Genomic DNA, 3,224 nt, shown 5'->3' on the forward strand with positions numbered 1-3,224 from the left:
CTCCGCAATCTTTTCGAAGAGTTTCATATATCGGAATACAAGAAGCTCAGCGCCCGCGACAGGAACCGGGCGTTGCTGCTTGAATTGCGCGCGGCGGCCGAGCGCCAGGCGGAGCTTTTGGGCGCGCTCGCGGCCCTCGCGGCCGGCGACGACCCGCCGGAAATTTAAAGGAGGCGCGAAATGGAAAAGGTAATAGATTTACAACTCGACCCCGAGGAGCGCGTTGACGATTTGGCCTACGAATACGAAGAACGTTGCGCCAAAGAAGAAGCGGCGGCAGCGGCGCGGTGGGAGAACGAGCGGCAAGAGGGGCTCGACCGCGAAGCCCGGTTTGTTTACGACCACGATCGCGACTTCGGCCCCGATTATAACGAAATTGAATTGCCGGAGTTTTAGCCGGGGATATAGAGGAGGCACTATGTACGACGTACAGCACAAACTCAACTGTCGGCTCAACCGGAAATTCATCGACGTGATGATCAAGATCGAGTTGCGGCCGACGGAAAAAGCCCTCGCCGAGTTTTGGGAAATATGGGAGGCCGTCAACGGCGCGGCGTCCCGGCTCGGCCTTCCGTGCGACGAAGCGCCGGCGGTGCAACGGCCGTCGCCCGTAGCTATCGACGAATTTTTAACCCGCGTCGCCGCCGAGGGTTCGGAGCGCGGCGGCGAGTTGACGCTTTAATAATAAGGAGGGCCGTGCGAAACGTGCCCCCCGGAGGAGGCTTAAAATGAAGTGCGACGACTGCGAGAATTACAAGCCGAAGGAACCAGAAGAACCAAGGTGGGCGAATTGTTTTGTCTCCCAACCTACCAAGGGGACTTATTCAAACGACGGCGACCTCGGTCGCGACGACCCCTACCATTCGCGCTTAACTTGGTTAGCGAAGGGTTATAAGAACGATTCATGTTACGTCCGCGCCGGATTCCAAACCTGCAAAGATGCCGAGCTCTTCTTAGCGGCGTTGCCGGAGGAGGAGAAATGACCGAATACGCAAACGAAGAACCCGTGGCCGAAATCAACGGCCACCCCGTACGCGCGGCCGACCTCGCCGAACAGTACAAAGGCCCGGCCGTCGTAAAGCTCAGCCATACCACCATCGAAACGGCGCTGTCGTGCCCGCGCAAATACCGCTACCGCTACGTCGACCAGCTCGAGCCGGTCTCGACGCCGGCGGCGTTCGCCTTCGGCCGGGCCGTCCACGCCGCCATCGCCGCGGCCTACGGCCGCCAAAAGACGCCGATGACCGCGGAGGAGGTAGCCGGCGTCTTCGCCCAAAACTTCGCCGCGGCTAACCGCGACGGCGTTAGCTTCAAGGAAGGCGAGACGTTCGAGGACCGCGTCGAGAAGAAAAAATCCCGCAAGAAAAACGCTCCCGACGTAGAAGTCTTAGTCCCGGGCCTCCTGTCCCAAGGCCGCGCGCTTGTCTCGCTGTGGTATCAGCGACACCGCGACGAAGTCCTGGCCGCGACGGTTATCGGTTGCGAGGTCTTCCTGAGGCACGACATCGACGTCGGCCTCGTCCTGCAGGGCTTCGCCGACATCGTCGAGGAGCGCGACGGCAAACTATATGTGGGCGATCATAAGACGGTCGCGGGCTGGGGCGAGTCGGACGAAATCGCCGCGGCCGTGTCGCCGCAACTTACCGCCTACGCCTACCTCTGCTGGAAGAAGTACGACCGCCTCCCCGACGGCCTCTACATCACCGTCCTCAAAAAGACGAAGGAGCCCGACGCCTTCCGTTACTACGCGCCGGCGCGGACGCTCGACGACGTGCGCGCCTTCGAGGATTACGTTCGCAAAGTCGCCGGGCTCATGCGTTTCTACGAGCGCGAGCACTTCGACGTAATGAACGTATCGCGGGAGTGCTCGTGGTGCGGCTTCGCGCCGTTGTGCCTCGGCCTCGACGGCGCGGTCGAGATGTTCAAAACACGCGAGAAAAAACGTTATTAAACGATACTTTTTTAACCAGGAGGATTTGAAAAATGAAACTATCTCAAAAGGCGAAGGAGATTTGGACGGAGTTCGCCGAAGCTGAAGCCGCCGCCGCAAAGATACTCGATAAGGCGGTAGTGCAGGCGAGGCATGCTGAAAAATTAGCCCTTACTCCGGTAAAAGCGGCGTTCGACGAAGAGCACCGCGTCGCAAACGACGAGTTCAATAAGCTAACCAAGAAAGCCTACGAAATCCAAACGCGCATTGTCAACCGCGCGTACGAGACTTATAACAAAGCGGTAGCGCCAGCAAGGCAGAACCACGATGCGGCCCTCGATTTAATAAGGAAAGAATACGACCGCGCCCGCGACGAAGCCATCAAGGCGAAGACCGCGATACTTCAAATAGCCCAAGAAGAATATCGCTTGGCCCGCGACAAGGCCGCGAAGAAAAGGGATGCCGCTCTCAAGCAGTTGAAATAGCGGTCATCCGTTACCGCAAACTTTTTTAAACAGGAGGAAAAAGAGATGGCGAAGGACAAAAAGGAAGAAGGGCACTACAAAGAACGGCCCTACGACGCGGAGCCGGAAGTTGCGGCCCCGGCTAAGGTCGCCAACAACGCTGGGAGTTATGCCGTGCCGGCGGTAATTCCACAAGGGAACAATCTACCCGCCGAACTCGACGACCCGTCGGAGTATCCCCCCGACGAAGAACTGTTCCTCCCGCGTATCGGAATTATACAGCCTACATCCGACGCGGTAACACAGGAGGGCCGTACCGCCGGCGTTCTGCTCGACAGCCTTACCGGCGAGGAGTTCGAAAGCATTACCGGCATTTTCCTGGGGATGACGCGGAGCCGGAAGCGGTTCGTCAAGAAAGAACTCCTATGCAACGGCCAGGACTTCAAAACCGGCGTCGGCGACCCGGGCGGCGAGTGCGAAAAATGCCCGCTGCAAAAATGGGACGAAGACGAAGCGAAGGCCATGGCCGAACGCAAGCCGAAGTGCCAGGAGCACTACGACTTTGTCGCCGTCGACTCTATCGAGATTAAGGATGGCTACCCGGTAGGCATGCCGTTCATTTTCTCGACGCACAGCACGGGACTTAAATCGGCGAAACGTTTTATATCGGCCGGGCGCGCGCGGCAACTACCGCTTTATTGCTTCGCGGTAGAATTAACGGTGCGGCGTATAACAAACGACCTGGGCACGTTCTACGTCCCGATTTTTACGGTCAAAGGACAAACGCCGCCGGAGACGTGGAAAAGTCTCGCCGGAATAGCCGCTCGGCT

6 protein-coding genes are annotated in these 3,224 nt (G+C 58.5%); all 6 read left to right on the forward strand.

Features of this window, described 5'->3' with window-relative positions:
* The first annotated feature begins 180 nt into the window (after positions 1 to 180).
* A complete protein-coding gene (locus VMX79_10125; GenBank protein ID HUV87455.1) occupies positions 181 to 396 on the forward strand; it encodes a hypothetical protein in 216 nt (71 codons plus the stop codon).
* 22 nt (positions 397 to 418) lie between these two features.
* Entirely contained in the window at positions 419 to 682 is a 264-nt protein-coding gene (locus tag VMX79_10130; protein ID HUV87456.1) for a hypothetical protein, read from the forward strand.
* A 46-nt stretch (positions 683 to 728) separates the two neighbouring features.
* On the forward strand, positions 729 to 983 hold the full coding sequence (locus VMX79_10135; protein ID HUV87457.1) for a hypothetical protein: 255 nt from the start codon (positions 729 to 731) through the stop codon (positions 981 to 983).
* The gene (locus tag VMX79_10140) at positions 980 to 1,951 is read left to right on the forward strand and encodes a PD-(D/E)XK nuclease family protein (protein ID HUV87458.1); all 972 of its coding nucleotides are present in this window, start codon (positions 980 to 982) and stop codon (positions 1,949 to 1,951) included. The genes VMX79_10135 and VMX79_10140 overlap by 4 nt, the downstream gene beginning before the upstream one ends.
* A 32-nt stretch (positions 1,952 to 1,983) precedes the next feature.
* A complete protein-coding gene (locus VMX79_10145) occupies positions 1,984 to 2,415 on the forward strand; it encodes a hypothetical protein (protein ID HUV87459.1) in 432 nt (143 codons plus the stop codon).
* 45 nt (positions 2,416 to 2,460) lie between these two features.
* On the forward strand, positions 2,461 to 3,224 hold a 764-nt coding region (locus VMX79_10150; GenBank protein HUV87460.1), incomplete at its 3' end, for a hypothetical protein.

This window comes from bacterium, assembly GCA_035529855.1.
In the GTDB taxonomy this organism is placed as follows: Bacteria; RBG-13-66-14; B26-G2; order WVWN01; family WVWN01; genus WVWN01.

What these genes read in the sequence shown, in the direction of transcription:
- VMX79_10130 (HUV87456.1), top strand. Translation starts at nt 419, where the DNA reads ATGTACGACGTACAGCACAAACTCAACTGTCGGCTCAACCGGAAATTC.
- VMX79_10140 (HUV87458.1), top strand. Translation starts at nt 980, where the DNA reads ATGACCGAATACGCAAACGAAGAACCCGTGGCCGAAATCAACGGCCAC.
- VMX79_10125 (HUV87455.1), top strand. Translation starts at nt 181, where the DNA reads ATGGAAAAGGTAATAGATTTACAACTCGACCCCGAGGAGCGCGTTGAC.
- VMX79_10135 (HUV87457.1), top strand. Translation starts at nt 729, where the DNA reads ATGAAGTGCGACGACTGCGAGAATTACAAGCCGAAGGAACCAGAAGAA.
- VMX79_10145 (HUV87459.1), top strand. Translation starts at nt 1,984, where the DNA reads ATGAAACTATCTCAAAAGGCGAAGGAGATTTGGACGGAGTTCGCCGAA.